21 protein-coding genes are annotated in these 27,000 nt (G+C 68.4%); 15 read left to right on the top strand and 6 right to left on the bottom strand.

The genetic code is table 11. From position 1 onward, the window contains the following. Nucleotide 1: 1 nt before the first annotated feature. Nucleotides 2–766 (bottom strand): creatininase family protein, encoded by a 765-nt coding sequence (locus tag CPZ01_RS07235; RefSeq protein WP_096394108.1) that lies wholly within the window; start codon nucleotides 764–766, stop codon nucleotides 2–4. A gap of 106 nt (nucleotides 767–872) precedes the next feature. On the opposite strand from CPZ01_RS07235, the gene CPZ01_RS07230 reads away from it, so the two are divergent. Next, nucleotides 873–1,211, top strand: coding sequence for a DUF5789 family protein (locus CPZ01_RS07230; RefSeq protein ID WP_172863940.1), 339 nt, complete (start codon nucleotides 873–875; stop codon nucleotides 1,209–1,211). A 69-nt stretch (nucleotides 1,212–1,280) separates the two neighbouring features. Here CPZ01_RS07230 and CPZ01_RS07225 read toward each other — a convergent pair whose 3' ends face one another. Both CPZ01_RS07225 and CPZ01_RS07220 read right to left on the bottom strand, forming a co-directional pair. Continuing rightward, nucleotides 1,281–3,224, bottom strand: a complete 1,944-nt coding sequence (locus tag CPZ01_RS07225) for an ABC transporter ATP-binding protein (protein ID WP_096394106.1) — start codon at nucleotides 3,222–3,224, stop codon at nucleotides 1,281–1,283. A 243-nt stretch (nucleotides 3,225–3,467) separates the two neighbouring features. Continuing rightward, complete coding sequence (locus tag CPZ01_RS07220) at nucleotides 3,468–3,746, bottom strand: DUF7538 family protein (RefSeq protein WP_096394105.1); 279 nt, start codon at nucleotides 3,744–3,746, stop codon at nucleotides 3,468–3,470. A 117-nt stretch (nucleotides 3,747–3,863) separates the two neighbouring features. On the opposite strand from CPZ01_RS07220, the gene rnz reads away from it, so the two are divergent. From rnz to polC, 13 genes are all read left to right on the top strand, one after another. After that, nucleotides 3,864–4,793: a ribonuclease Z gene (gene rnz, locus CPZ01_RS07215; protein WP_096394104.1), complete on the top strand. Its 930-nt coding sequence runs from the start codon at nucleotides 3,864–3,866 to the stop codon at nucleotides 4,791–4,793. Nucleotides 4,794–5,649: 856 nt separating this feature from the next. Next, nucleotides 5,650–6,576 (top strand): replication factor A, encoded by a 927-nt coding sequence (locus CPZ01_RS07210; protein WP_096394103.1) that lies wholly within the window; start codon nucleotides 5,650–5,652, stop codon nucleotides 6,574–6,576. Then, nucleotides 6,577–7,242 carry an RPA family protein gene (locus CPZ01_RS07205; protein WP_096394102.1) on the top strand — a complete coding sequence of 222 codons (666 nt, stop codon included), beginning with the start codon at nucleotides 6,577–6,579 and terminating at the stop codon, nucleotides 7,240–7,242. It begins immediately after the preceding gene. Nucleotides 7,243–7,406: 164 nt separating this feature from the next. Beyond that, nucleotides 7,407–7,811, top strand: a complete 405-nt coding sequence (locus tag CPZ01_RS07200; RefSeq protein WP_004598641.1) for a hypothetical protein — start codon at nucleotides 7,407–7,409, stop codon at nucleotides 7,809–7,811. A gap of 370 nt (nucleotides 7,812–8,181) precedes the next feature. Next, on the top strand, nucleotides 8,182–9,285 hold the full coding sequence (gene pdhA, locus CPZ01_RS07195) for a pyruvate dehydrogenase (acetyl-transferring) E1 component subunit alpha (protein WP_096396179.1): 1,104 nt from the start codon (nucleotides 8,182–8,184) through the stop codon (nucleotides 9,283–9,285). Beyond that, complete coding sequence (locus tag CPZ01_RS07190) at nucleotides 9,286–10,272, top strand: alpha-ketoacid dehydrogenase subunit beta (protein ID WP_096394101.1); 987 nt, start codon at nucleotides 9,286–9,288, stop codon at nucleotides 10,270–10,272. An 87-nt stretch (nucleotides 10,273–10,359) separates the two neighbouring features. After that, a complete protein-coding gene (locus tag CPZ01_RS07185; protein ID WP_096394100.1) occupies nucleotides 10,360–12,042 on the top strand; it encodes a dihydrolipoamide acetyltransferase family protein in 1,683 nt (560 codons plus the stop codon). After that, nucleotides 12,042–13,469, top strand: coding sequence for a dihydrolipoyl dehydrogenase (gene lpdA, locus CPZ01_RS07180; protein WP_096394099.1), 1,428 nt, complete (start codon nucleotides 12,042–12,044; stop codon nucleotides 13,467–13,469). The genes CPZ01_RS07185 and lpdA overlap by 1 nt, the downstream gene beginning before the upstream one ends. 355 nt (nucleotides 13,470–13,824) lie before the next feature. Continuing rightward, the gene (gene katG, locus CPZ01_RS07175; RefSeq protein ID WP_096394098.1) at nucleotides 13,825–15,954 is read left to right on the top strand and encodes a catalase/peroxidase HPI; all 2,130 of its coding nucleotides are present in this window, start codon (nucleotides 13,825–13,827) and stop codon (nucleotides 15,952–15,954) included. 298 nt (nucleotides 15,955–16,252) lie between these two features. Beyond that, nucleotides 16,253–16,582, top strand: a complete 330-nt coding sequence (locus CPZ01_RS07170) for a DUF5783 family protein (protein WP_096394097.1) — start codon at nucleotides 16,253–16,255, stop codon at nucleotides 16,580–16,582. A 79-nt stretch (nucleotides 16,583–16,661) separates the two neighbouring features. Next, nucleotides 16,662–17,051, top strand: a complete 390-nt coding sequence (locus tag CPZ01_RS07165) for a NifU family protein (RefSeq protein ID WP_004598656.1) — start codon at nucleotides 16,662–16,664, stop codon at nucleotides 17,049–17,051. 231 nt (nucleotides 17,052–17,282) lie between these two features. Next, complete coding sequence (locus tag CPZ01_RS07160) at nucleotides 17,283–17,702, top strand: PPC domain-containing DNA-binding protein (protein WP_004598657.1); 420 nt, start codon at nucleotides 17,283–17,285, stop codon at nucleotides 17,700–17,702. 40 nt (nucleotides 17,703–17,742) lie between these two features. Then, entirely contained in the window at nucleotides 17,743–22,848 is a 5,106-nt protein-coding gene (gene polC / locus CPZ01_RS07155) for a DNA polymerase II large subunit (protein ID WP_096394096.1), read from the top strand. Nucleotides 22,849–22,901: 53 nt separating this feature from the next. Here the strand turns inward: polC and CPZ01_RS14980 are convergent, their stop codons facing one another. Beyond that, nucleotides 22,902–23,051: a hypothetical protein gene (locus CPZ01_RS14980; RefSeq protein WP_157745937.1), complete on the bottom strand. Its 150-nt coding sequence runs from the start codon at nucleotides 23,049–23,051 to the stop codon at nucleotides 22,902–22,904. 125 nt (nucleotides 23,052–23,176) lie between these two features. Further along, the gene (locus CPZ01_RS07150; RefSeq protein ID WP_096394095.1) at nucleotides 23,177–23,821 is read right to left on the bottom strand and encodes a bifunctional 4-hydroxy-2-oxoglutarate aldolase/2-dehydro-3-deoxy-phosphogluconate aldolase; all 645 of its coding nucleotides are present in this window, start codon (nucleotides 23,819–23,821) and stop codon (nucleotides 23,177–23,179) included. Between the two features lie 219 nt (nucleotides 23,822–24,040). Between CPZ01_RS07150 and CPZ01_RS07145 the strand changes: the two genes are divergently transcribed. Beyond that, on the top strand, nucleotides 24,041–26,230 hold the full coding sequence (locus CPZ01_RS07145) for an elongation factor EF-2 (RefSeq protein ID WP_096394094.1): 2,190 nt from the start codon (nucleotides 24,041–24,043) through the stop codon (nucleotides 26,228–26,230). A 78-nt stretch (nucleotides 26,231–26,308) separates the two neighbouring features. Here the strand turns inward: CPZ01_RS07145 and CPZ01_RS07140 are convergent, their stop codons facing one another. Next, nucleotides 26,309–26,803, bottom strand: coding sequence for a DUF3592 domain-containing protein (locus CPZ01_RS07140; RefSeq protein ID WP_096394093.1), 495 nt, complete (start codon nucleotides 26,801–26,803; stop codon nucleotides 26,309–26,311). Nucleotides 26,804–27,000: the final 197 nt, after the last annotated feature.

The raw sequence follows: 27,000 nt of genomic DNA, 5'->3' as shown, positions 1-27,000 counted from the left end.
TTTAAGTGGCGTCGCGGTCGACGACGGCCGCCGCCAGCTCCGCGAGCGCCGCGCTCGCGCGGTCGAGCAACTCCGTGCCGCGCTCTGCGTCTCCCTCTCGCGGGTCGCCGACGACGCCGTTGTCGGTGAACTCGTCGGAGTCGTGCGCGAGGTTCACCCCGGCGACCCACTCGCCCCACCGGTCGGCGGCGCCCGCGCTCGCCTCGCCGACCCGCTCCTCGCGGACCAGCTCCGGGTTCGTCGCGCGAAGCAGCGCCGTTTCCAGCGGGCCGGCGTGGCCCATGTCGCTCGCGTGGTCGCCGACCGCCTCGAACCAGGTGAACGCGACGCCGTACCCCGCGTGGGCGTCGTCGCGCGAGAACCGGCGGGCGACCTCCGCGAGCGCCTCGACGTTCCCCCCGTGGCCGTTGACGAACACGACGCGGTCGACCCCGTGCGAGGCCAGCGACTCGGCGGCCTCCCGGACGTACGCTCGGAACGTCTCCGGCGAGACCCACATCGTCCCGTCGAACGCGCGGTGTTCCTCGGCGACGCCGACCGGTACCGGCGGCGCGACCGCGACCTCGCCGCGAGACGCGTCGGCGTCGGCGCTCGCTCCCGCCCCCTCGTAGGCGTCGGCGCCAGCCTCCGCGACCGCGACGGCGTTCAGCGTGTCGGTTCCGAGCGGGGCGTGCGGCCCGTGCTGTTCCGTGCTGCCGACCGGGAGGAACGCGACGTCCACGTCGGCGTCGCGCACGTCGGTCCAGGCGACCTCGCTGAGGCGCATACCGTGCCCTCGACGCGCGGCGCCGTATAGGCGGCGGTCACCCCCGACGACACGGCCGATCGGCCCGCCCGGCGGTCGCCGGGCACGCGGACGCTCCCGGGGTATTATGACCCTCCACGTGGATCGCGACCGCATGAGCGGTGACAACGCGGAACACGACCAGGAGGCGCACGGTTCGGCTCCCGCCGTGACGTTCGGCCCGCTGAAGCGGGCGCTCCGCGAACACCGCTACCCGGTAACGGCGGCGGAGCTGATAGAGCAGTACGGCGCCGCGAAACTGGAGACTCCGACGGGGACGGCGCGGCTCGACAGCCTGCTCGAAGGGAGCGAGGAGACGCAGTTCCGGGAGCCGGCTGAGGTCCGCGAGGCGGTCCTCGACGCGCTCGGCCACGCCGACGCGTCTCCGGAGGCGCCCGCGGACGAGTGGACCGAACTCCCGCGGTGATTCGGTCGTCGGGTCCCGCGGTCCCGACCGGTCGGTCCGGCACGTCGCCGCTGGCGGCCGCGGTCCCGGTCAGTCGTCGTCGCCCTCGGCGTCCTCGACGATCCGGGCGGTGCGCTCCTGGGCGCGGTCAATGAACTCCTGCGGGAGTTCGTCGATCTCGCCGGCCTGAACGCCCCAGAGGTGCGCGTACAGCCCGTCGTTGTCGAGCAGCTCGTCGTGCGTGCCGCGCTCGGCGATCTCTCCCCCCTCCAGCACGAGGATCGTGTCCGCGTCCTTGATCGTCGAGAGCCGGTGGGCGATGGCGAACGTCGTCCGGTCCGTCGTGAGTCGGTCGAGCGAGCGCTGGATCAGCATCTCCGTCTCCGTGTCGACGTCGGAGGTCGCCTCGTCGAGGATCAGGATGTCCGGGTCGGTCAGCACGGCGCGCGCGATGGTGATCCGCTGGCGCTGGCCGCCGGAGAGCTTCACGCCCCGCTCGCCGACCATCGTGTCGTAGCCGTCGGGGAGGTTCTGGATGAAGTCGTGGGCCTCGGCGGCCTCGGCGGCCTCGCGGACCTCCTCGTCGGTCGCGTCGAACGTGCCGTAGGTGATGTTCTCGCGGACGGTGCCGTAGAACAGGTACGACGACTGGCCGACGTAGCCGATCGACCGGCGCAGCGACCGCAGCGTCACGTCGCTGACGTTCTGGTCGTCGATCCGGATCTCGCCCTCGTCGACGTCGTACATCCGGAGGAGGAGCTTGAGCACGGTCGACTTGCCGGCCCCGGTGGGGCCGACCAAGGCGAGCGTCTCGCCGCCCTCGACCTCGAAGTCGATGTCCTCGACGATGGTCTCGTCGTCGTAGCCGAAGGAGACGTCGTCGTACACGACGTTGCCGTCCTCGACGACGAGCTCCTCGGCGTCGCGGTCCTCCGCCAGCTTCGAGGGCTCGTCCATCAGCCCGAAGATCCGCGCGGAGGAGGCGCGGGCGCGCTGGTACATGTTGATGATCTGTCCGAACTGCGCCATCGGCCAGATGAACCGCTGCGTGTAGAGGATGAACACGACGAACATCCCCTCGGAGAGCTCGCCGGTGAACGGCCCGGGCGGCCCCTGGAACACCCAGAGCCCGCCGACGATGAACGTGAGGACGAAGCCGATGCCCGCGAGCACGCGGAGCGCGGGGAAGAACTTGATCCGCGTCTCGATGGCGTCCCAGTTCGCGTCGAAGTAGTCGTACGAGACGTCGTCGACGCGGTCGGACTCGTAGGACTCGGTGTTGGCGGCCTTGATAACCTGGATGCCGCCGAGGTTGTTCTCCAACCGGGAGTTCATCTTGCCGACCGTCGACCGCACCTCGGCGTACTTCGGCTGGATGATCCGGATGAACAGGTAGGTGAACCCGGCGATGACGGGGACGGGAAGCAGCGCGACCAGGGCGAGCTGCCAGTTGATCCAGAAGAGGAGGACGCCGATCCCGACCACCATCACCGACAGGCGGAACACGGAGTTCATCCCGTCGTTGAGGAACCGCTCCAACCGGTTCACGTCGTTCGAGAGGATGGACATCATCTCCCCGGTCTGCTTGTCCGAGAAGAAGTCCATGTTGAGCCGCTGCATCTGGTCGTACGTGTCGGTCCGGACGTCGTGCTGGATGTTCTGCGCGAAGGCGTTGAACCCCCAGTTCCGGACCCAGTGGAAGCCCGCGCCGAAGGCGAACGCCCCGGCCAGCACCGCGATCGTGAACCAGAACTGCGCCGCCTGCTCCGTCGGGAGCCACGCGTCCGGCAGCAACACGAGCGGGATCTGCTCGTCGAACGCGGCCTCGCCGCGGAAGACCGCGTCGAGGGCGATCCCGAGCATCAGCGGGGGAAGCAGGTCGAGCAGCCGCGCGAAGATACTGGCGACGACTCCCACCGTCACCTGCGGGACGTAGTCGCGGCCGTACTCGACGAACAGCCGCTTCATCGGATTCTCGATCTTGTCCCGCTGCTCCTCGAAGGGATCGTCTTCCTCCCATTCGACGCCACTCATCACAGAGTCGTATCAGGTAAGACGGCAAATAGGTTTCCTTCGAACCGAAATACATCGGCAGAAAACGCCGCTAACGGGCGGTCGATCGGGTGATCTCGCCTTCCGGAGTGCGGTCGACGGCGGGGACGCCTCCGGTCGTGCCGGGGTAGAATCGGTGCGCGCGGCGGCGTCGGTCCCGGCGGCTGTGCGGCGGCCTCGGACCCGTCGACTGCCCGGCGGCCGCGGATCCGACGACCGCGCGACTCAGAGTTCGCGCCGTTCGACCTCGGTGTCGATCCCGGCCTCGTCGAGGTCCTCCCGGACGCGCCGCCGGAGCGGATCCGGAACGCCGTCGCGCGGGACCGGCGCGGCCGTTCCGCCCTCCTCGTCGTCGGTCGGGACCGCCCAGTAGAGGACGCGGGCCGTCTCGGCGTAGAACTCCACCGCGTATCGGTCGTTACCCCCCTCGTAGTGGACGCGGGCGGCCGCGCCCTCCGCGCGCCACCCCTCCTGTTTGACCAAGGCGGCGATCGGCTCTCGCATGCCCCCGCTCGGGCGGCCGGACTCATGTGGGTGTCGGCCGACTCCCCGCGAGGCCGAACCGGCGGTTCCCTCCCCCGCATCGACACCGGTTTACAAACGGCGCTCCGACGAGCGGGCATGTCTCTTCGCGTCACCTTCCTCGGGACGGGCGGCGCCGTCCCGACCGTCGAGCGCGCGGCGAGCGCCGTCTTCGTCAACCGCGAGGGCGACCGCTTCCTCTTCGACTGCGGCGAGGGTACCCAGCGCGAGATGATGCGCGCCGGCACCGGGTTCGCCGTCGACCGCGTGTTCGTCTCCCACCTCCACGGCGACCACGTCCTCGGCATCCCCGGCCTCGTCCAGACGCTCGGGTTCAACGACCGCACCGACCCGCTCACGATCCACTGCCCGCCGGGGACCGACGGCCACCTCCACGACCTCGTCCACGCGGTCGGCCACGACCCGGCGTTCCCGGTCCGGATCGAGCCGGTCGCCCCCGGCGAGGTCGCCTACGAGGCCGACGAGTACGCGGTGCGCGCCTTCGAGACGGAACACCGGACGAAGTCGCAGGGGTACGTCTTGGAGGAGGACGACCGCCCCGGTCGGTTCGACCGCCCGAAGGCGGAGGCGCTCGGCGTCCCCGTCGGCCCGAAGTACGGCCGCCTCCACGAGGGCGAGCCCGTCGAGGCCGAGGACGGCACGGTCGTCGAGCCCGAGCAGGTCGTCGGCCCGCCGCGCCCGGGCCGCAAGCTGGCGTACACCGCGGACACGCGCCCGCGAGAGTCGACGGTGGAAGCGGCCGAGGGCGCCGACCTGCTGATCCACGACGCCACCTTCGCCGACGACATGGCCGACCGCGCCCGCGACACGGCCCACTCCACCGGCCGCGAGGCGGGGTCGATCGCCGACCGCGCGGACGCGAAGCGGCTCGCGCTCGTTCACATCTCTTCGCGTTACGCTGCGGACGCCTCCCCGATCCGCCGCGACGCCCGCGAGGAGTTCGACGGAGAGTGCCTCCTGCCCGACGACGGCGACCTGATCGAGGTGCCGTTCCCCGACGCGGACTGAGACGTTGACGGTTCGACCGGTCGGTCCTCCCCGAATGATTTTGTGACCGGCATGGAGACCGCCGAAGCCCTAGCCGCTCGGCTGTACGACGGCGGTTTTATTTATAAACAGCCGATCGATGCGGGCAGCACCGAAGACCTAGTCGCTCGGCTGTACGATGGTGGATTTACTTATAAACAGCTGATCGATATGGACACCACCGAAGCCCCAGTCGCTCGGCTGTACGATGGCGGTTTTATTTATAAACTACCGATAGATACAGAGGCCACCGAAGCCCCAGTCGCTCGGCTGTACGATGGCGGTTTTATTTATAAACTACCGATAGATACAGAGACCACCGAAGCCCCAGTCGCGAGGCGGGCGCACGCTCGCTGCGGTCCTCAGTCGTTCGCTCCGCTCACTCCTTGCGGTCCTTACATCGCCTGCGCCCGCCTCGCGACTGCCCCTTCGAGTCCCACCCCGCACCGCAGCCTCACGCCTCCCCAGCCTCGTCGCTGGCACCCTCCGCTTCGCTCCGGGAGCCAGCGACTCCCTCGCGCGTGCGACTCGCAGCCTTTGGCTGCTCGTCGGCACGCGCCACCGCTCCGCTTCGTCACCTCCGTCGAATCTTCTCCTGTGTGACCCCGAACCGTGTGATCGTTCCACTCGAAACGAAGCCCGCGCACGGCTGACGGGCGTCTGACGCGAGCGAGGTCGTCCCGTCGGTCGATCTTCTCGGATCGAAAGAACACCGCGTAGCGGCCCGCAAGCGGGCGTTTCGTTCCACTTTCACCGCGGTCACGTACATTTTAATACCATCTGGAACCAACCGTCGTACGCCTCCCACTGAAAACAAGACCGGAGGCGGAGACACCCCATGAGCGAACTGCGACAGGAAGCGGAAGCGATAGCGGAACAGTTCTCGGACCACACCGACGTCGACCCCGACGACGTCGAGGAGCGGCTTGAGACGCTCGTCGACGAGTACCGCGTGCCGCTCGACGAGGCGAGCCGGAGCGTCACCAACAGCTACCTCGAAGACGCCGGCATGGAGCGCGACGAGCTCGGCCGCGGCGGCAGCGAGGAGGTCCTCGTCAACGACATCGACGAGGACGAGCAGTGGGTCGACCTGCGCGTGAAGCTGGTCGACCTCTGGGAGCCGCGCAGCGACTCGATCTCGCAGGTCGGCCTGCTCGGCGACGAGTCGGGCACGATCAAGTTCGTCGCCTTCGAGACCTCCGACCTCCCCGAGTTAGAGGAGGAGCAGGCGTACGAGCTCTCGAACGTCGTCACCGACGAGTACGAGGGGAGCTACTCGGTGAAGCTCAACCGGACGACGGGTATCACCGAGATCGACGAGGAGATCGAGGTCGGCGACAACGCCGACACGGTCGAGGGCGCCCTCGTGGACATCCAGTCCGGATCCGGGCTGATCAAGCGCTGCCCCGAGGAGGACTGTACGCGCGTCCTCCAGAACGGTCGCTGCTCCGAACACGGCCAGGTCGAGGGCGAGTTCGATCTGCGGATCAAAGGCGTCCTCGACGACGGCGAGACCGTCACCGAGGTCATCTTCGACCGCGAGGCCACCGAGGAGCTCACCGGCATGACCCTCGAGGAGGCCAAGGACATGGCGATGGACGCGCTCGACACCACCGTCGTCGCCGAGGAGATGGGCGAGGACGTGCTCGGGCGCTACTACCGCGTCACCGGTCCCACCTTCCGTCGGTACGTCCTGGTCGACGAGATGGAGGACCCCGGCACCGTCGACGTTGAAACTGCGCTGATCGAAGCGAGGTCGATTTAAATGAGCCAGTCAGCCCCCACCCGAGAGGTCGCCCGGCGCGTGTTCGCCACCGAGTTCAACGACGCCGGCTACACGTTCACCGAGTCCGACGACGAGCGCGCCCCCGTCTACGCGCTGTTGCCGACGGGCGAGTCATCGAACCGCGTGTTCTTCGTCGGCACCCTCACGGAGAAGGAGGACGTCGGCGAGGACAGCGAGTACTGGCGCGGTCGCATCGTCGACCCGACGGGCACGTTCTTCGTGTACGCCGGCCAGTACCAGCCGGAAGCCGCTTCCAAGCTCCGGGACTTAGAGCCCCCGGCCTACGTCGCAGTCGTGGGGAAGCCCCGGACCTACGAGACCGACGACGGCACGGTCCGGGTCTCCGTCCGCCCCGAGTCGATCACCGAGGTCGACGCCGCCACCCGCGACCGCTGGGTCGCGGAGACCGCCCGCCGCACCGTCGAGCGCGTCGCCGCGTTCGACGACGAGGGCAACGAGTACGCGCGGATGGCCCGCGAGGAGTACGACTTCGACCCCCAGACGTACAAGGCCGCCGCGCTGTCGGCGCTGGAGGACCTCGACGAGAGCGACGACGAGCTCGCGGGCGACGAGTCCGGGAGCGACGACGCCGCGCTCGACGACGCGTCGGACGGGACCGACCCGGCCGGCGCGCCCGAGCCCTGACGCGGCCGGCGGCTCGGCGTTCTGACGCGGTCGACGTGCCGGAGCGCCGACGCGCCGATCCCGGTTTTCGCGACGTTCGGCGCGGTTCTGCCGCCGAACGCGGTTCTCGTTCTTGCGATCGTCTGACAAACGCTTAAGTGATCCGCGGAACGAACGGTCCGATAATGGGCAACAAGAACAAGACGATCTCGTTCCGCGTCAACGAGGACGCGTTCGAGACCCTCCGCGACATCGCCGAGGAGCGAGACATCTCCCTGTCGGCGGTCTTCCGGGACTACGTGGATACGCTCGTTGCCCACGACGGTCAGGTCCGGGTCATCCCGGAGGCCGAACTGGACAGCATGGGCGACAGCGGGGAGTCGTTCCCCCCGAAGATCGAGGTCCCGAAGAGCTTCGTCCGCGAGCACGAGCGGTTAGAGCTCGAGGCCGAACACCTCCGCGAGCAGCTCGAAGAGCACAAGCGCTACGTCAACTACCTCCGCGAGCAGCTGGAGGACGGCGACGAGGAAGTGATCCAGCTGGAGGACCTCGACGGCGAGCCCGACGAGCCCTCGTTCCGCCTCGGGTAGCGGTCCGGTCAGCTTCAGACACCCATCGCGGCCGATCTTCTCGCGCCACTCGCGACCGCCGAACCGTGACACGCACGATCGGCGAGCCGCGGCGCCGCGACGTCCGGCTCCCCCGACGTCCGGCTCCCGCGTCGGCCGACCTACTGCGCGCGAAAACCTTCCTGTTCGTCCGTTACTGACCGACGAAACGCCCATCTTGGCGAAAATATTGCCGAACGACTCGGAGTTTGTTCAGAAACGTCCGATTCTCTCCGAATCTGATGGACGGTCTCTCAGCGCGAAGCCGCTATTTCTGATTATACTAAATTATTTACGAAAACGATATTACCCGGGCGGTGGACGTATCGGACATGCGAAGGTGGGTTCGACCGTGACCGTGTTCGACAGGGCGTACGACGATACGGTTCGCGTCCTCGACGAGGACGGCGAGGTCGTCGGCGACGTTCCCGACCTCGACGACGACTCGCTCGTCGAGATGTACAGGCACATGCGGCTGGCGCGCCACTTCGACGGCCGCGCGGTGAGCCTCCAGCGGCAGGGCCGGATGGGGACGTACCCCCCGCTCTCCGGGCAGGAGGGCGCCCAGATCGGGTCGGCGTACGCGCTCGCCGCGGACGACTGGATGGTCCCGTCGTACCGCGAGCACGGCGCCGCCCTCGTCCACGGGCTGCCGCTCAAACAGACGCTGCTCTACTGGATGGGCCACGAGGACGGCAACAACGCGCCGCCGGACGTCAACGTCTTTCCGGTCGCCGTCCCGATCGCGTCGCAGGTGCCCCACGCGACGGGCGCTGCGTGGGCCTCGAAGCTCCGCGGCGAGGACGACGCGTTCATCTGCTACTTCGGGGACGGCGCGACGAGCGAGGGCGACTTCCACGAGGGGGTCAACTTCGCCGGCGTGTTCGACACGCCGACCGTCTTCTTCTGTAACAACAACCAGTGGGCGATCTCCGTCCCCCGCGAGCGGCAGACCCGGAGCGCGACGCTGGCGCAGAAGGCGGAGGCGTACGGCATCGACGGCGTCCAAGTCGACGGGATGGACCCGCTCGCGGTGTACAGCGTCACGGAAGCGGCCTTGGAGAAGGCGCGGGACCCCGAGGCGGACCGGCCGCGGCCGACGCTCATCGAGGCGGTCCAGTACCGCTTCGGCGCGCACACGACCGCCGACGACCCGACCGTCTACCGCGACGACGACGAGGTCGAGCGCTGGAAGCGCAAGGACCCGATCGACCGGCTGGAGTCGTACCTCCGCGGCGAGGGCGTCCTCGACGAGGAGCGCGTCGCGGAGATCGAGTCGTCGGTCGAGACGCAGGTCGCGGACGCGATCGACGCGGCGGAGTCGATGGCGCGGCCCGACCCCAGAGAGCTGTTCGAGCACGCCTACGCGGAGCTTCCGCCGGAACTGGAGCGGCAGTACGAGGAGTTCGCCGCGCTGCGCGACGAGCGCGGCGACGCGGCGTTCCTGGAGGACTGAATGACCGAGACACAGAACCTCACGCTGGTACAGGCGGTCCGAGACGGATTACACACCGAACTTCGCGAGGACGACGACGTCGTCGTGATGGGCCAGGACGTCGGGAAGAACGGCGGCGTCTTCCGCGCCACCGAGGGCCTCTTCGACGAGTTCGGCGGCGATCGAGTGATCGACACGCCGCTCGCCGAGTCGGGCATCGTCGGGACCGCGGTCGGGATGGCCGCGATGGGGATGCGACCGGTCCCGGAGATCCAGTTCTCCGGGTTCATGTACCCCGGCTTCGACCAGATCGTCTCGCACATGGCGCGGTTCCGAACCCGCAGCCGCGGGCGGTTCACGCTCCCGATGACGCTGCGGGCCCCCTACGGCGGCGGCATCCGCGCGCCGGAGCACCACTCCGAGTCGAAGGAGGCGTTCTACGCCCACGAGGCGGGGCTGAAGGTGGTGATCCCCTCGACGCCGTACGAAGCGAAGGGGTTACTCGCGGCGTCGATCCGCGACCCCGACCCGGTGATCTTCCTCGAACCGAAGCTGATCTACCGGGCGTTCCGCGAGGAGGTGCCCGAGGAGCCGTACACGGTCCCCATCGGCGAGGCGGCCACGCGCCGCGAGGGCGACGACGTCGCCGTGTTCACCTACGGCGCGATGACTCGCCCCACGCTGGAGGCCGCAGAGACGCTCGGCGAGGAGGGGATCGAGTGCGAGGTCGTCGACCTCCGGACGATATCTCCGCTGGACCGCGAAGCGATCGTCGAGGCGTTCGAGAAGACCGGCCGCGCGGTCGTCGTCCACGAGGCGCCGAAGACGGGCGGGCTCGCGGGCGAGATCACGGCGATCCTCCAGGAGGAGGCACTGCTGTACCAGGAGGCGCCGATCGGCCGCGTCACTGGGTTCGACGTGCCGTACCCGCTGTACGCCTTAGAGGACTACTACCTCCCGTCCGCGGCCCGTATCGAGGAGGGAATCCTGGAGGCGGTCGAGTTTTAAGATGGCCGCCGGAGATACACCCATGAACACCGAGGACCGGCGCACGACCGTCGAGCGCCGACGCGCGACCGCCGAGGTGGTCGATCGATGACCGTCAAGGAGTTCAAGCTGCCCGACGTCGGCGAGGGTGTCGCGGAGGGCGAACTCGTCAGCTGGCTGGTCGCGCCCGGCGACCGCGTCGAGGAGGACCAGCCCGTCGCCGAGGTCGAGACCGACAAGGCGCTCGTCGAGGTGCCGTCGAGCTACGACGGGACCGTCGAGGAGCTGTTCGTCGAGGAGGGGGAGATGGTCCCCGTCGGCGACGTGATCATCTCGTTCCGCGTGGACGAGGAGGGCGATGCCGAGGCGGCCGCCGACGACGCGGGAACTGACGCCGAATCCGAGTCCGATTCGGCCGCGGGCGACGAGCCCGAGCCGGAACCCGGCGCGGCCGCCGATGAGGCCGGCGCGACCGCCGCCGAGCCCGAAACCGAACCCGACACGCCCTCCGGACGAACCTTCGCGCCGCCGTCGGCCCGCCGGCTCGCCCGCGAGCTGGGCGTCGACGTCGCCGCGGTCGACGGGAGCGGTCCCGGCGGCCGCGTGAGCGAGGCCGACGTGCGGGCGCACGCCGAGGGCGGGGCCGCCGCGAGCGGCGGGGGCTCCGACGGCGACGCGCCGACGCCGCGGCCCGCGCCGACCGACACCGGATCGGGCGAGCGGAAGTCCGCGGTCAGCAAGCGGGGCCCCGCCGACTCCGCGGATTCCTCCGCGGCCGGCGCTGGCGGCGATGCCCCCGAGCCGGCGGGCCGTGAGACGACGCTCGCGACGCCCGCGACGCGGAAGGTCGCGCGCGAGCGCGACGTGGACATCGACGACGTGCCGACCGACGAGACCCGCGACGGCGAGGCGTTCGTCACGGCCGACGCCGTGAACGCGTACGCGGACGCGTTGGAGTCGCCGGCAGAGCCGACGGCGGAGCCGGAACCGGTCGACGCGGAGCCGGCCGACGCGGACGCGACACCGGAGCCCGCCGCGACGGACGCGGCCGCCGCCTCGGGGACCGCGCCGACCGAGCGCGACGGCGACGAGACGGTCCCTTACCGCGGCGTCAGGCGGACCATCGGGAAGCAGATGGAGCGATCGAAGTTCACCGCCCCGCACGTCACCCACCACGACACCGCCGAGGTCGACGCCTTGGTTGAGGCGCGCGCGGACCTGAAGCCGAAGGCGGCCGAGCGCGACGTGAAGCTCACCTACATGCCGTTCGTGATGAAGGCCATCGTCGCCGGCCTGAAGGAGCGCCCGTACCTCAACAGCGAGCTCCGCGAGGACGACGAGGAGATCGTCTTGAAGAAGGAGTACAACCTCGGGATCGCGGTCGCGACCGACGCGGGCCTCATGGTCCCCGTCGTCGACGACGTGGACGAGAAGGGGCTCTTCGAACTGGCCGACGAGGTGAACGACCTCGCTTCCCGCGCCCGCGAGCGGAAGCTGAAGCCCGACGAGATGAAGGGCGGCACGTTCACCATCACCAACTTCGGCGCCATCGGCGGCGAGTACGCCACGCCGATCATCAACTACCCCGAGACCGCGATCTTGGGGCTCGGCGCCATCGAGGAGCGCCCGGTCGTGCGCGAGCGCGACGGGGAAAGCGAGGTCGTCCCGGCGCCGACGCTGCCGCTGTCCTTATCGATCGACCACCGAGTCGTCGACGGGGCGATCGCGGCCGAGTTCGCGAACACCGTCATGGAACACTTAGAAAACCCCCTGCTGCTACTCAACGAATAATGGTCGTCGGAGACGTCACCACGGGAACGGAGGTACTGGTCATCGGCGCGGGGCCGGGCGGCTACGTCGCCGCCATCCGCGCCGCACAGGAGGGGCTCGACACGACCTTGGTCGAGAAGGACGCCTACGGCGGCGCCTGTCTCAACCGCGGCTGTATCCCCTCGAAGGCGCTGATCACGGGGAGCGGCCTCGCCCACGAGGCCGGCAACGCGGAGTTCATGGGCGTCCACGCGGACCCCGCCGTCGACATGGGGAAGATGGTCGAGTGGAAGAACGGCGTCGTCGACCGGCTGACGGGCGGCGTCGAGAAGCTCTGTAAGGCGAACGGCGTGAACCTGATCGAGGGGACCGCCTCGTTCGTCGGCGAGGACACCGTTCGCGTCGCGCACGGCGGCGACGGGCAGGGCTCCGAGACGCTCTCGTTCGAACACGCGGTTATCGCGACCGGATCGCGGCCGGTCCAGATCCCCGGCTTCGAGTTCGCGGAGGACCACGTCTGGAGTTCCGCCGAGGCGCTCGACGCCGACACGGTCCCGGACCGACTCGGGGTCGTCGGCGGCGGCTACATCGGGATGGAGCTGGCGACGACGTACGCGAAGCTCGGCGCCAACGTGACGGTCGTCGAGATGCTCGACGATATCCTCGACCCCTACGAGGACGACGTGAAGCGGATCGTCCGCGAGCGCGCGAAGGAGCTGGGCGTCGAGTTCCACTTCGGCGAGGGCGCGAGCGAGTGGTCCGAGGCGCCCGACGGCGGCTACCTCCTTCACACGGAGACGGAGGAGGGCGAGGAGTCGACGTACGGCGTCGATAAAATCCTCGTCGCGGTCGGCCGCCAGCCCGTCACGGACGGGCTCGACCTGGAGAGCGCCGGGATCGAGACCGACGAGCGCGGGTTCATCGACACCGACGACCGCACCCGCACCGCGGTTGAGCATATCCACGCCGTCGGCGACGTCGCCGGCGACCCGATGCTCGCGCACGCGGCCTCGAACGAGGGGATCGTCGCCGCCGAGGTGATCGCGGGCGAACCCGCCGCGATGGACCAGCAGGCGATCCCCGCGGCCGTCTTCACCGATCCCGAGATCGGCACGGTGGGAATGACCGAGGCGGAGGCCGAAGACGCCGGCTTCGAGCCCGCGGTCGGCGAGATGCCGTTCAACGCCTCCGGGCGGGCGATGACGACCGGCCACACCGAGGGGTTCGTCCGGATCGTCGCCGACGAGGAGACCGGGTTCGTCCTCGGCGGGCAGATCGTCGGGCCGGAGGCGTCGGAGCTGATCGCCGAGGTCGCGCTCGCGATCGAGATGGGGGCGACGCTGGAGGACGTGGCCGCCACCGTCCACACCCACCCGACGCTCGCGGAGGCGGTGATGGAAGCGGCAGAGAACGCCCGCGGGCAGGCGATTCACACGCTGAACCGCTGACCGCGCTCGACCCTTCCGTGGCTGAACCGCCGACCGCGTTCGACCCCTCCGTGTTCCGTGCGGCCGCGATCCTCGCCCCGCCAAGGTCCCGCGACGAAGCGAAGCGATGCGCCGCCGAGTCCCTGAATGTGACTCTCACTCACGACAGTCGAACTGTCGAAAAGACGACTCGTCGCCGCCGGCAGCGGACACTTACCGCGCGGTAAACCTCTCGGAGCGCCGCTGCGGTCCCTGTTGCCGACTTCGCGGATCCACAAATAGAACTTCATTATTTCGATAGAAACCCTCTGTTATAACGATGATTCTCTTTCCGAAGTAGACAATATTATCTGCGACGAGGGGCGACCATTTCTTGATGGCTAGTAACACCCAAGAGTGGTGGCCGGACCAGTTGGACTTGGAGCTACTCGATCAGAACTCCGCCAATATCGGTCCCTACGACGAGGACTTCGACTACGCGGCGGCGTTCGAGGAGCTCGACCTCGACGAGGTCAAATCCGACCTCGAAGACGTGATGACCGACTCGAAGGAGTGGTGGCCCGCCGACTACGGACACTACGGGCCGCTGTTCATCCGGATGGCGTGGCACAGCGCCGGCACGTACCGCTCGCTCGACGGGCGCGGCGGCGCCGCGGGCGGCCACCAGCGGCTCCCGCCGATCAGCAGCTGGCCGGACAACGTGAACCTCGACAAGGCCCGGCGGCTGCTGGAGCCGGTCAAGACGAAGTACGGTGAGAAGCTCTCGTGGGCGGACCTCATCGTGCTCGCCGGTAACGTCGCGCTGGAGTCGATGGGCTTCGAGACGTTCGGCTTCGCCGGCGGCCGCGAGGACGACTTCCGCGGCGACGACGCCGTCGACTGGGGCCCCGAGAGCGAGTGGGAGATGACCTCCGAGGAGCGCTTCGACGAGCAGGGTGACCTGAAAGCGCCGCTCGGCAACACCGTGATGGGCCTCATCTACGTCAACCCCGAGGGGCCGAACGGCGAGCCGGACCTCGAGGGCTCGGCGAAGAACATCCGCCAGTCGTTCAGCCGCATGGCGATGAACGACAAGGAGACCGTCGCGCTCATCGCCGGGGGCCACACCTTCGGGAAGGTCCACGGCGCCGACGACGGCGACAACCTCGGTCCCGAGCCCGAGGACGCCCCCATCGACCTCCAGGGCCTCGGCTGGGACAACGAGTTCGGCGAGGGGATGGGTCCCGACACGATCACCAGCGGCATCGAGGGGCCGTGGAACGCCACCCCGACCGTCTGGGACATGAGCTACGTCAACAACCTGCTCAGCTACGACTGGGAGCCGGAGAAGGGTCCCGGCGGCGCGTGGCAGTGGACCACGAAGAACGACGAGCTCGACGACGCCGCGCCCGGCGTCGCGGACCCCGACGACAAGGAGGACGTGATGATGCTCACGACGGACGTGGCCCTGAAACACGACGACGACTTCCGGGCCGTCCTTGAGGAGTTCCGCGACGACCCCGACGAGTTCCAGGAGACGTTCGCGAAGGCGTGGTACAAGCTCATCCACCGCGACATGGGTCCGCCGGAGCGATTCCTCGGCCCCGAGGTCCCGGAGGAGACGATGATCTGGCAGGACCCCCTACCGGAGGCGGACTACGAGACGATCGGCGACGCCGAGGTCGCGGAGCTCAAGGATGCGCTCCTCGACTCCGGACTCTCGACCGGCGAGCTCGTCAAGACCGCGTGGGCGGCGGCGTCCACCTACCGCGACAGCGACAAGCGCGGCGGCGCCAACGGCGCCCGCATCCGCCTCGAACCGCAGCGGAGCTGGGAGGCCAACGAGCCCGAGCAGCTCGCCGACGTCCTCTCGACGCTCGAAGACGTCCAGGCCGAGTTCAACGAGTCGCGCGCCGACGACGTCCGCGTCTCGCTCGCCGACCTCATCGTGTTGGGCGGCACCGCGGCCGTCGAGCAGGCCGCGGCCGACGCCGGCTACGACGTCGAAGTGCCGTTCGCGCCCGGCCGCGTCGACGCCACCGAAGACCAGACCGACGTCGACTCCTTCGAGGCGCTCAAGCCCGACGCCGACGGCTTCCGCAACTACCTCGGCGACGCCGACGAGGACGTCGAGGATCTCATGGTCGACAAGGCGGACCTGCTGAACTTAACCGCCAGCGAGATGACCGTGCTGGCCGGCGGCCTGCGCGCGCTGGGCGCGACCTACGCCGACCGCACGGCGTTCACCGACGATCCCGGCACGCTCACCAACGACTTCTTCGTCAACCTGCTCGACATGGAGTACGAGTGGGACGAGGTCACCGACGCCGAGGACCTCTACGAGGTCCGCGACCGCGACACCGGCGAGGTCGCGTGGGAGGCGACGCGCGCCGACCTCATCTTCGGCTCGAACGCGCGGCTCCGCACCGTCGCGGACGTGTACGCCAGCGACGAGGAGAAGTTCGTCGAGGACTTCGCCGAGACGTGGAGCGACGTGATGAAGCTCGACCGCTTCGACCTCGACTGAGGTCCCCCGGTCGCCGTCGGTTTTCTTTTCGAGTCCGCTCGGACCGGTCCCGGTAGTTCCCGGTCCGTCGCTCGGCGACGTCGGTCCGACTCCCTGTCCTCGTCCGACTGAGTCCGCGGCTCACGACGAGGCGTGGCGTACCGGTCGCCGCGCCTGAGAAATTCTATATCGCGGCATGCGATTTATTTCACCGTCCACGGTCGAATCTCTCGTCCGACCGTACGCTCGGTTTTCGGTCCGTTTCGGCGTCTCGACGGCGATCGACCGCCTTTTTTCCCGCCGGACCCTCGCTCGCGACATGGCCGACGAGTTCGACCCGGAGAAGTTCGAGGACAAGTACGCGCACTACTTCAACGAGCTCCAGCGGGCGTACAAGAACGCCTTCGAGCAGATGAACGACCGGTACGACTCGGAGCTGATCCACGGGATCGACCAGACCGTGCTCAACGAGTCGGAGCCGTTCTACGAGGACGGCGAGTTCCGCGTCGAACTCCCGGAGAACCCCCGCGAGCGCATCCGCGGCGCCGTCGCGGTCGACGACGAGACGTTCGAGGAGACGCTCGAGGAGTACGCCGAGCGGATCGAGTCCGAGCTGTACCGCACCCTCGGCGTCGATCGCCCGGAGTGACGGGGCACGACGGGGCGGTGTCGCGGCCCGTATCCGCCCGAACCAAAGGCATAAGCCCGCCGCCCGCCAACTCGCGGGCATGAGCACGGACACCGACGCGGCTGACGCGGAAAACGAACTCCGCGAGCGGATCACGAACTTCCTGCGGCGCAACTTCCCGCAGATCCAGATGCACGGCGGGAGCGCCGCCATCGCCCACCTCGACCGCGAGAAGGGAGAGGTGACGGTCCAGCTCGGCGGCGCCTGCTCCGGCTGCGGTATCTCCCCGATGACGATCCAGGCGATCAAGTCCCGGATGGTCAAGGAGATCCCCGAGATCGAGACGGTCCACGCGGACACCGGCGCGTCCGCCGGCGCCGACGGCGACCTCGGCGGTACCAGCAGCGGCGGCGGGATGTCTCCCTCCTTCCCCGGCGAGACGACCGACGACGACGGCGGCGACGACGAAGGCCCCCAGGCCCCGTTCTGAGCCGGTTCGACCTCCGAGCCTCTCCTCTCTCTTCCCGCTTCGCCAGTCGCATCGCCGCCGATAGTCGACCGTTCTCGCAGGTTTGCGGCATCGTAACGGGTCTTCCGTCGTTTCTTCCGTGTCTCTCTATCGACGCTAGCTAAATTTTATATCGCTATATCAAATTCACTCCGCCGGTCCCGCTCGGTCCGACTGAAGCCTTTTTCTCCCCGGCCGCCGTGGGGAGTTGCTATGTACCATCGCGAGGTCGAACCCACGGCGGAGTACGTCGCGCGGTTCGAGACGGGCGCCGACTGGCGCGAGGAGATAGAGAGCCTCGCCCGCGAGGAGGACGTCGAGGCCGGCTGGTTCACGGCCCTCGGCGCGGTCCAGGACGCGGACGTCTGGTTCTACGACCAGGAGGAGACCGAGTACCGCTCGGTCACCTTCGACGAGCCGCTGGAGGTGGCCGCCTGCGTGGGCAACGTCTCGCTTTTGGAGGGGGACGTGTTCGCGCACACCCACGCCGTACTCTCGCGGCCGAGCGGGCAGGCGCTCGCGGGGCATCTCGACTCGGCGACGGTCTGGGCCGGCGAGTGTCACCTGCGCGCGTTCGCCGAACCGCTGGAGCGCTCGCACGACGAGGCGACCGACCTCGACCTGTGGCTGTGACCCGACGAACGCGCCGCGCGGTTCCCTCGACCGAGGCCCGATGAGACCGGACGACGAGCGCTACTTCGCGCGGATCGAGGAGCGGCTCGACGAGGCGTGGGACGTCGCGGAGACGGCCAAAGAGCAGGGTCGGGACCCGGAGCCCGAGATCGAGATCCCGGTCGCCCGCGACATGGCGGACCGCGTCGAGAACATCCTCGGCATCGACGGCGTCGCGGAGCGCGTCCGCGACCTGGAGGGCGAGATGTCCCGCGAGGAGGCGGCGCTGGAGCTGGTCACCGACTTCGTCGACGGCAACGTCGGCGACTACGACTCCCGCGAGGGGAAGATCGAGGGAGCCGTCCGCACCGCCGTCGCGCTGCTCACCGAGGGCGTCGTCGCCGCGCCGATCGAGGGGATCGACCGCGTGGAGCTGCTGGAGAACGACGACGGCACCGAGTTCGTCAACGTCTACTACGCCGGTCCGATCCGGTCGGCGGGCGGGACCGCGCAGGCGCTGTCGGTGCTCGTCGCCGACTACGCTCGCTCGCTGCTGGGCATCGACGAGTACAAGCCGCGCGACGTGGAGGTCGAGCGCTACGCCGAGGAGATCGCCTTGTACGACAAGGACACGGGGCTCCAGTACACGCCGAAGGACAAGGAGTCGAAGTTCATCGCGAAGCATATCCCCGTCATGCTCGACGGGGAGGCGACGAGCGACGAGGAGGTCTCGGGGTTCCGCGACCTCGAGCGCGTCGACACCAACTCCGCGCGCGGCGGGATGTGCCTCGTCGCAGCCGAGGGGATCGCCCTGAAGGCGCCGAAGATCCAGCGGTACACGCGCGACCTCGACGAGGTCGACTGGCCGTGGCTCCAAGACCTGATCGACGGGACGATCGGGAAGGACGGGGCCGGCGACGGGGACGCCGCGGCGTCCGACGCGGCCGATGGGGACGACGCGGAGGACGGTGACGGCGAATCGGAAGAGGCGGGCGACGAAGCCGCCGCCGACTCCCCCGAGGCTGACGCGGATGGCCCGCCCCGCGCCGAGCCCTCCCAGAAGTTCCTCCGGGACCTGATCGCGGGCCGGCCCGTCTTCACCCACCCGAGCGAGGCGGGCGGGTTCCGCCTCCGGTACGGCCGCGCGCGCAACCACGGGTTCGCGACCGGCGGCGTCCACCCCGCGACGATGCACATCGTCGACGACTTCCTCGCGGCCGGGACGCAGATCAAGACGGAGCGGCCCGGGAAGGCGCACGGCGTCGTCCCGGTCGACTCCATCGAGGGGCCGACGGTCCGGCTGGCGAACGGCGAGGTCCGGCGGATCGACGACCCCGAGGAGGCGAAGGCGGTCCGCAACGGGATCGAGAAGGTGCTCGACTTAGGGGAGTACCTCGTCAACTACGGGGAGTTCGTCGAGAACAACCACCCGCTCGCGCCCGCGTCGTACGCGCCCGAGTGGTGGGTCCAAGAGTTCGAGGCGGCCGGCGCCGACGTTCAGGCCATGGGCGACGACCCGCACGTCGACCTCGAACACCCGGAGGTCGATCAGGCGCTCGCGTGGGCGCGCGAGTACGACTGCCCGCTCCACCCCGAATACACCTACCTCTGGCACGACGTGTCGGTCGACGCGTTCGAGGCGCTCGCCGAGGCGGTCGCCGCGGGCGAGGTCGTCGAGAGCGTCCTCGCGATCGAGCGCACCGACACGGTTCAGGACGCGCTGGAGTCGCTGCTGGTCGAGCACGCGGCGACCCCGGACGCGCTCCGGATCCCGACGTGGCGCCCGCTCGCGCGGTCGCTCGGGATCGACGACGGGCTTCGCCGGGAGTGGGACGCGGCCGACCTCTCGGCCGCGGCCCGCGAGTACGCCGACGGCGAGAACGCGATCCGCGCGGTCAACGAGGTGGCGCCGTTCGAGGTGCGCGAACGCGCGCCGACCCGGATCGGCAACCGGATGGGTCGCCCCGAGAAGTCCGAGAGCCGCGACCTCTCGCCGGCCGTCCACACCCTGTTCCCGATCAACGAGGCGGGCGGCCCCCAGCGCGACGTGGCCGAGGCGGCGAACGTGATGGACGACACCGGCCACCGCGGACGACACGAACTAGAGGTCTCCGACCGCGTCTGCCCCGACTGCGGCGAGCACACCTACGCCGCGCTGTGCCCCGACTGCGAGACGCACACGGAGCCGCACTACGAGTGTAACGACTGCGGCACCGTCTGCGAGCCGGACGAGGCCGGCCGCGTCGAGTGCCCGAACTGCGAGTGGGAGGTGACGGCCGCGACCCGCCAGGAGGTCGACGTCAACGACGCGTACCGCTCCGCGCTGGAGACCGTCGGCGAGCGTGAGTCCGCCTTCGAGATCCTGAAGGGGGTCCAGGGGCTCACCTCGCGGAACAAGACGCCCGAGCCGATCGAGAAGGGCGTCCTGCGCGCGAAAAACGGCGTCACCTCGTTCAAGGACGGCACGGTCCGCTACGACATGACCGACCTCCCGGTCACCGCGGTCAAGCCCGCGGAGCTCGACGTCACCGCCGACCACTTCCGAGAACTGGGGTACGAGACCGACGTCGACGGCGAGCCGCTCCGCCACGACGACCAGGTGGTCGAGCTCCGGGTCCAGGATATCGTCCTCTCGGACGGCGCGGCCGAGCACATGCTGAAGACCGCGGACTTCGTCGACGACCTCCTCGAACAGTTCTACGGGCTCGACCGCTTCTACGAGGTGAACGAGCGCGACGACCTCGTCGGCGAGCTCGTCTTCGGGATGGCGCCCCACACGAGCGCCGCGACTGTCGGGAGAGTGGTAGGTTTCACCTCGGCCGCGGTCGGATACGCTCATCCGTACTTTCACGCCGCGAAACGTCGGAACTGCTTCCATCCGGAGACGAAAATCTGGTACGAGGACGAGACCGGTCAGCTACGATACGACGAAATCGAGGCGTTCGTCGAGACGTACCTCGATCGATCCGACGTCGAGTTCGACGACTTCGGAACGGCTGTCGGCGAACTGGAGGGTGTCGACGGAAACCTGCGCATTCCGTCGCTGACCGCGGACGGCGATCGTGTCTCTCGTCCGGTAGAAGCAGTTAGCAAGCACGACGCACCGAACCACCTCGTGCGGGTTCGTACCGAGTCAGGTCGATCGATAACCGTCACTCCAGACCACGGGGTTCACGTGTACGACGACGACCGGGACGAGGTCGCCAGCAGAGAGGCGCGAGAACTCGACGCGAACGACAGGCTGGTGATCCCCGACTCGATCGGGTCCGACGACATCAGTCGGGACCCGCAGCGGTTCGACCTACTCGCCGAGTTTGTCCGGTCTGACGCGGTTCCGACCGACCGCCTTATGATCAAGGGGCTGGACAAAGACCGGCTGTACGATCTCTTCGAGGACGCTTTCGCGGATGACTGGGACGGGCGGTTCTATCCCCTCCAGAGCATGACCGAAGTGTTCGAGACGAACAAAAAGACGCTGAGTAACTACCTATACCGGGAGAGCTTCCCTGTCTCGTATCTTCAGCAGTGTTTCTCCTCGCTCGACGAGATGCTCGCGTTCGTTCCGGACGACGTCACCCTCGGAATGAAACGCGATCGCACGGAGATCGATCGGTTCGTCGATCTCAACGAGCGCGTTGCGACGCTACTCGGCTACTACGCGGCGGAAGGGTTCGCCCGCGAACAGGAGACGCCGAAGGGGACGATCCACCAGACGACGATCTGCGGGACGGAAACGGAGGCGAGGGAGTTCTTCCTCAACGTTTTGCGAGAGGAGTTCGGGGTCGACCCGTACGAAGAGAATCACGCCAAAGTGACCGTCTCCGGTCGCCTGTTGCGTGCGTTCTTCGACTCGGTGCTCGACTCCGGTGTGTACGCACACACGAAGCGAGTCCCTGATCGGATCTTCGGTGCACCCGATGAGATCGTCGGAGCGTATCTGAGTGGCTACTTCAGCGGCGACGGCAGCGTGGACGACGGGTCGCTCCGAATCACCGCGACGACGGTGAGCGAGGAGCTTCGAGAGGACTTGATCGGTCTCCTGCGGCGGCTCGATATCCACGCGACCGTCGACCGACCGAAGAGGGTCCAACTCCACGATAAGTTCCCCGAGTTCTACGACGAGAGCAATCCGCGGATGACCGCGCAGACGTACGTCCTCAGTGTCTCGTCACACGACGCCGTTCGGTTCTCCGAAATTGCCGGCTTCCACCTCTCTCGGAAGCGCGACCGGCTGATGGAGAACGTCTCGTCCGTCGAGCCGTACGCACCGAAGGTGTCGGACGGCGGATCCGGAGAGTACCTCGTCGAGAATGTCGACGAAGTGGAAGTCGTCGAGAGCGACGTTGAGCACGTGTACTGCCTCACCGTCGAAGACACGCACTCTCTCGTTGCGAACGACCTGTCGGTCGATCAGTGCGATGGTGACGAGGATTGCGTGATGCTGCTCATGGACGGACTTCTCAACTTCTCGAAAGAATTTCTGCCGGACCAGCGCGGCGGGCGGATGGACGCCCCGCTGGTGATGTCCTCACGGATCGACCCCTCGGAGATCGACGACGAGGCGCACAACGTCGACATCGTGCGGGAGTACCCGCTGGAGCTGTACGAGGCGTCGCGGGAGCTGGCCGATCCGGAGGCGGTCGAGGAGCTGATCCAAATCGGCGAGGACACGCTCGGCACCGACGACGAGTATCACGGGTTCGACCACACCCACGACACGACGGACATCGCGATGGGGCCGGACCTCTCGGCGTACAAGACGCTCGGCGACATGATGGAGAAGATGGACGCGCAGCTGGAGCTGGCGCGGAAGCTGCGCGCGGTCGACGAGACCGACGTGGCCGAACGCGTCATCGAGTACCACTTCCTGCCGGACATCATCGGCAACCTGCGGGCGTTCTCTCGGCAGGAGACGCGGTGTCTCGACTGCGGCGAGAAGTACCGGCGGATGCCGCTGACGGGCGAGTGCCGCGAGTGCGGCGGCCGCGTGAACCTCACGGTCCACGAGGGGTCGGTGAGCAAGTACGTCGACACCGCCATCGAGGTCGCGGAGCGGTTCGGCTGCCGGCCCTACACGAAACAGCGGCTGAAGGTGTTAGACCAGTCGCTGGAGTCGATCTTCGAGGACGACACGAACAAGCAGTCGGGCATCGCGGACTTCATGTAGCGGTCCGGGACTGCGTGCGCCCAACCCGGGTCGGGGCCTCACCACCCGTGACCTCACCACCCGTGCCCGCCTATCCGGACGACGGCGCCGCAGCCGGGGCACTCGAACACCTGTAACGGGTCGTCGACCGAGTTGGCGACGACGAGCCGGCTCGGTCGAGTCGATTCGCCGCAGCGGACGCAGACGTCGTTCCCGCCGCTCATGGGATTGCGCTCATGACTACCATACGCTCGCCGACGAGATAACCTACTACTCACGTTTCGCTGTCACGTTTACCAGTCCGAGTCGGGGCCACCGACGCGGTCCGGCCGAGCCGGTCCGGTCGTCTCTACCCGTCGTCTCGCGCCTCCTCGACCACCCGCGTGAACTCGCGGGCAGTCTGGGTGATACTCTCGTAGTCGCCGCGCTCGGCGGCGTCGTAGTCGACGAGCGCGCCGCCGGCGCCGACCGCGAACGCGCCCGCGTCGACGTAGTCGGCGGCGTTGTCGGGACTCACGCCGCCGGTCGGCATCATCGGGATCTGGCCGAGCGGACCCTTCATCGCGCCGAGGTGGTCCGGACCGACCGTCTTCGCGGGGAACACCTTCACGAAGTCGGCGCCCGCCTCGTAGCCGCGGATCGCTTCGGTGGGGGTCATCACGCCGGGCGCCGTGACCGCGCCGTAGCGGTTGCACGTCTCGATGACGTCCTCGTGGAGGCTCGGGGAGACGACGAACTCCGCGCCCGCCATCAGCGTCGTCCGGGCGGTCTCGCTGTCGAGGACGGTCCCCGTGCCGACGACGACCTCGTCGCCGAAGGAGCCGGCGACCTCGCCGAGCTTCTCGGCCACGTCGGGCGTGTCGGCGGTGATCTCGACGGCGGTGACGCCGCCCTCGCGCAGCGCCTCCGTGATCTCGATCAGCTGGTCGGCCTCGACTCCGCGCAACACCGCGACGACGCCGCTGTCGTCGAGCCGTGAGAGCGTCTCGTTCATACCCCACGTTTCCCGAGTCGGCCCTTAAAACCGACCCGATGCTCGCGGGCCGCGGTGACGAGCGTCGCCGGCGCCGACGACCGCGAACGGGCGTCGGTCTCCCGCCTGTCCCGTGACACCGGTCGACACGAAATCGGCGGCGATCGGGGGTACTCGCCCGCGAAACGGCCGCGACGAAACACTACCCTTTTGACCCTCCTTTCGGTAACACTCGGTATAATGGGCCGACGCAAGAAGATCGTTCAGGAATGTGAGCGGCTGATGGACACCCCGGAGAACATCCGGAACATCGCCATCGCCGCCCACGTCGACCACGGGAAGACGACGCTCTCCGACAACCTGCTGGCGGGCGCCGGCATGATCTCCGAGGACACCGCGGGCGAGCAGCTCGCGATGGACACGAAGGAGGACGAGCAGGAGCGCGGGATCACCATCGACGCGGCGAACGTCTCGATGACCCACGAGTACGAGGACACCAACCACCTCGTCAACCTCATCGACACCCCCGGTCACGTGGACTTCGGGGGCGACGTCACCCGCGCGATGCGCGCGGTCGACGGCGCCTTAGTGGTCGTCGACGCCGTCGAGGGCGCGATGCCCCAGACGGAGACGGTGCTCCGGCAGGCGCTCCGCGAGGGCGTGAAGCCGACGCTGTTCATCAACAAGGTCGACCGCCTCATCTCGGAGCTCCAGGAGGGGCCCCAGGAGATGCAGGAGCGGCTGATGTCCGTCATCGCCGACGTCAACGAGCTCATCCGCGGGATGGCCGAGAACATGGACGACATCCCCGAGGACTGGACCGTCTCCGTCGAGGACGGCACGGTCGGCTTCGGCTCCGCGCTGTACAAGTGGGGCGTCTCGATGCCCTCGATGCAGCGGACCGGCATGGACTTCGCCGACATCATGGAGCTGGAACAGAACGACAAGCGCCAGGAGCTCCACGAGCGGACGCCGCTGTCGGACGTCGTGCTCGACATGGTCTGCGAGCACTTCCCGAACCCGGTCGACGCCCAGCCCCGCCGCGTCCCGCGCATCTGGCGCGGTGATCCCGAGTCCGAGCTGGCCGACACAATGCGGCTGGTCGACGAGGACGGCGAGGTCGTCTTCATGGTCACCGACATCTCGATGGACCCGCACGCGGGCGAGATCGCGACGGGCCGCGTCTTCTCCGGCACGCTGGAGAAGGGCCAGGAGCTGTACGTCTCCGGCACCGCGGGCAAGAACCGAATCCAGAGCGTCGGCCTCTTCATGGGGTCTGAGCGCGAGGAGGTGGACCGCGTCCCGGCGGGGAACATCGCGTCCGTCACCGGGCTGCGCGACGCCATCGCCGGCTCCACCGTCTCCTCCGTGGAGATGACGCCGTTCGAGTCGATCGAGCACATCTCCGAGCCGGTCATCACGAAGTCCGTCGAGGCCCAGAACATGGACGACCTGCCGAAGCTCATCGAGACGCTCCAGCAGGTCGCCAAGGAGGACCCGACGATCCAGATCGAGATCAACGAGGACACCGGCGAGCACCTCATCAGCGGGCAGGGCGAGCTCCACCTCGAAGTGATCACCCAGCGGATCCGCGACAACCAGGGCATCCCGGTCATCACCGGGGAGCCGATCGTCGTGTTCCGCGAGCAGCCCCAGGAGGCCTCCCGCGAGGTCGAGGGGCAGTCGCCGAACCGACACAACAAGTTCTACATCACCGTCGAGCCGATGGCTCAGGAGATCGTCGACGCCATCCAGCTCGGCGAGGTCTCGATGGACATGCCCGAACTGGAGCGCCGCGAGGCGCTGCAGGAGGCCGGCATGGACAAGGACACCTCGCAGAACGTCGAGGACATCCACCGGACCAACATCCTCATCGACGACACGAAGGGGATCCAGCACCTCAACGAGACGATGGAGCTCGTCTTGGAGGGGCTTCAGGAAGCGCTCGACGACGGCCCGCTGGCCGCCGAGCCGGTCCAGGGGTCGCTGTTCCGCCTGCACGACGCGAAGCTCCACGAGGACACCATCCACCGCGGCCCGGCACAGGTCATCCCGGCGGTCCGCGACGCGGTCCACCGCGCGCTGATCGACGGCGAGGTCCGCCTGCTCGAACCCATCCAGGACGTCCGGATCGACGTGCCCAGCGAACACATGGGCGCGGCGTCCGGCGAGATCCAGGGCCGTCGCGGCCGCGTCGACGACATGTACCAGGAGGGCGACCTCATGGTCGTCGAGGGCATCGCGCCCGTCGAGGAGATGATCGGGTTCTCCTCCGACATCCGCTCGGCAACCGAGGGCCGCGCCTCGTGGAACACCGAGAACGCGGGCTTCCGCGTGCTCGTCGACAACCTCCAGCGCGAGAAGATCATGGAGATCCGCGAGCGCAAGGGGATGAAGCTGGAACTGCCGCAGTCGATCGACTACTTCTGAGTCGACGGCGCGGTTCGCGGTAGCCGGTCCCCGTTTTTCCTCTCTCTTTGAACTCCATTTCCCGCAGCGGCGCGGCCGTCAGCCGCGGATCCGCTTGACGGTCGATACCCCGCCGCCGAGGGCGAGGAACAGGCCGAGTACGGCCGCGAAGAGCGGGGCGTTCGACGTCTCCGTCTTCAGGAATCCCCCGTCCGGATCGGCGGGGTCGACGTAGGCGGTGGTCGACTCGCCGGCGGCGTACTCCGAGACGACCTCGCGGGCCGCCGACTCGGTGTCGTAGTTCGACGTGATCGCCGACGGGAAGACGCTGGTGCTCGCGTACTCGGTCCCCTCGTACTCGTAGGTGAACCGGACCGTCGGCCGGTAGTCCACGCCCGGACTGCTCCCGCTCGACGCCGACTCGACGCCGACGTCGGTGACCGTGGCGTCGACCGCGACGGCGTCGTCGACCGCGTCCGACTGCTGCGTGTAATCGTACGCGCCGTAGCCGGTGACCGCGAGCCCGATCAGCAACAGGAGGACCGCCCCCTTGAGCGTCTTCGGGCCGTCGATCGAGAGCCCGCCGTCGCTCATTCCCCCGGCTCACCTCGGCTCGGTGAACGGCGGCTCGGCGCGGGTAACTGCGTCACGACGCTCGGCGAACTGCGTGGAGGGTGTCGCACGCCGGAGCCTCGGACCCCGCCGCCCATAACTGTGGGGATGCTCCCGCCCGCCGAATCCGTGCGCCGCGTTGACAGGCGCGAGGGCGAGGCAACGCCTGCCATCGCCGA

Origin of the sequence: Halorubrum trapanicum, assembly GCF_002355655.1 — an archaeon.
GTDB lineage: Archaea > Halobacteriota > Halobacteria > Halobacteriales > Haloferacaceae > Halorubrum > Halorubrum trapanicum_A.
This window is presented reverse-complemented; position numbering and strand designations above follow the sequence as displayed.

Bases quoted from the DNA above. Each gene is read 5' to 3' on its own strand.
- CPZ01_RS07235 (WP_096394108.1), bottom strand. From the start codon at position 766: ATGCGCCTCAGCGAGGTCGCCTGGACCGACGTGCGCGACGCCGACGTG.
- CPZ01_RS07230 (WP_172863940.1), top strand. From the start codon at position 873: ATGACCCTCCACGTGGATCGCGACCGCATGAGCGGTGACAACGCGGAA.
- CPZ01_RS07225 (WP_096394106.1), bottom strand. From the start codon at position 3,224: ATGAGTGGCGTCGAATGGGAGGAAGACGATCCCTTCGAGGAGCAGCGG.
- CPZ01_RS07220 (WP_096394105.1), bottom strand. From the start codon at position 3,746: ATGCGAGAGCCGATCGCCGCCTTGGTCAAACAGGAGGGGTGGCGCGCG.
- rnz (WP_096394104.1), top strand. From the start codon at position 3,864: ATGTCTCTTCGCGTCACCTTCCTCGGGACGGGCGGCGCCGTCCCGACC.
- CPZ01_RS07210 (WP_096394103.1), top strand. From the start codon at position 5,650: ATGAGCGAACTGCGACAGGAAGCGGAAGCGATAGCGGAACAGTTCTCG.
- CPZ01_RS07205 (WP_096394102.1), top strand. From the start codon at position 6,577: ATGAGCCAGTCAGCCCCCACCCGAGAGGTCGCCCGGCGCGTGTTCGCC.
- CPZ01_RS07200 (WP_004598641.1), top strand. From the start codon at position 7,407: ATGGGCAACAAGAACAAGACGATCTCGTTCCGCGTCAACGAGGACGCG.
- CPZ01_RS07190 (WP_096394101.1), top strand. From the start codon at position 9,286: ATGACCGAGACACAGAACCTCACGCTGGTACAGGCGGTCCGAGACGGA.
- CPZ01_RS07185 (WP_096394100.1), top strand. From the start codon at position 10,360: ATGACCGTCAAGGAGTTCAAGCTGCCCGACGTCGGCGAGGGTGTCGCG.
- lpdA (WP_096394099.1), top strand. From the start codon at position 12,042: ATGGTCGTCGGAGACGTCACCACGGGAACGGAGGTACTGGTCATCGGC.
- katG (WP_096394098.1), top strand. From the start codon at position 13,825: ATGGCTAGTAACACCCAAGAGTGGTGGCCGGACCAGTTGGACTTGGAG.
- CPZ01_RS07170 (WP_096394097.1), top strand. From the start codon at position 16,253: ATGGCCGACGAGTTCGACCCGGAGAAGTTCGAGGACAAGTACGCGCAC.
- CPZ01_RS07165 (WP_004598656.1), top strand. From the start codon at position 16,662: ATGAGCACGGACACCGACGCGGCTGACGCGGAAAACGAACTCCGCGAG.
- CPZ01_RS07160 (WP_004598657.1), top strand. From the start codon at position 17,283: ATGTACCATCGCGAGGTCGAACCCACGGCGGAGTACGTCGCGCGGTTC.
- polC (WP_096394096.1), top strand. From the start codon at position 17,743: ATGAGACCGGACGACGAGCGCTACTTCGCGCGGATCGAGGAGCGGCTC.
- CPZ01_RS14980 (WP_157745937.1), bottom strand. From the start codon at position 23,051: ATGAGCGGCGGGAACGACGTCTGCGTCCGCTGCGGCGAATCGACTCGA.
- CPZ01_RS07150 (WP_096394095.1), bottom strand. From the start codon at position 23,821: ATGAACGAGACGCTCTCACGGCTCGACGACAGCGGCGTCGTCGCGGTG.
- CPZ01_RS07145 (WP_096394094.1), top strand. From the start codon at position 24,041: ATGGGCCGACGCAAGAAGATCGTTCAGGAATGTGAGCGGCTGATGGAC.
- CPZ01_RS07140 (WP_096394093.1), bottom strand. From the start codon at position 26,803: ATGAGCGACGGCGGGCTCTCGATCGACGGCCCGAAGACGCTCAAGGGG.